Raw genomic sequence first — 768 nt, forward strand, 5'->3', positions numbered from 1 at the left:
TCTTTTTCAATTTGTCCATTTATTTTTTAATTCATTATTTATCTTGCAAAAACGTGCCGCCCCTATGTTAAGAATATAATGCAAATAAAATTTCTAAAATATAAAATAATATAAACGGGCGGGCCTATATTTCTTTCTTAACCACTTTTCAATTCATCCATTTTATTTTAATTCCATAACCAATATCACAAAAACGTGCTGACCATACATTGTTTATATTTCAAGTAAAATTAATCAATTAAAATTGTAATTAGCCGATATTTGCAGCTTTGCTCGTGACAACGACCCATAAATAAAACTAAAAAATATTTAAAGAACAATAAAATATCTTGCCTGAAAAAACAAAAAAGTATGAATACATCTATGAAATGGGAACTCACACAACATTTTTAAGACAGACGAGCATTGAGCTGCAAAATGAAACACACAGCTACAAAAGTTATAAAATAGCACAGAGCACAGAATAAGAATAATAGAAGAGACTTGAAAAAATTATATTTGGAAAATGGTTATAGAAGACTCAGAAGTTGAGATGACAAAATGCGTGTTAGAAAAAATAAAAAGGGCAAAGATAAAATTGGCTCAACACATTGAAGCTAAATTAGCATTTATAAAATATAACGAAGACAATAAATTTAAAAAAATATATTCAATGCCTTATAGCTATGAATATTATAAAAACGCAGTTGAATATGTGGGAAATCAAAAAATAATAGATCAAGTATATAAAAAACAAACTCAAATATTCACGATAATAAAGAATAGGTA

At 26.7% G+C, this 768-nt stretch carries 1 protein-coding gene; it reads left to right on the plus strand.

What is annotated here, in order from left to right; all coding sequences use genetic code 11:
* Positions 1-505: 505 nt before the first annotated feature.
* Positions 506-768, plus strand: a 263-nt coding sequence (locus tag HMPREF9129_RS10385; protein ID WP_004823578.1) for a hypothetical protein, incomplete at its 3' end; no start/stop codon positions are given.

Source organism: Peptoniphilus indolicus ATCC 29427, from assembly GCF_000227315.1.
Taxonomy (GTDB): Bacteria; Bacillota; Clostridia; order Tissierellales; family Peptoniphilaceae; genus Peptoniphilus; species Peptoniphilus indolicus.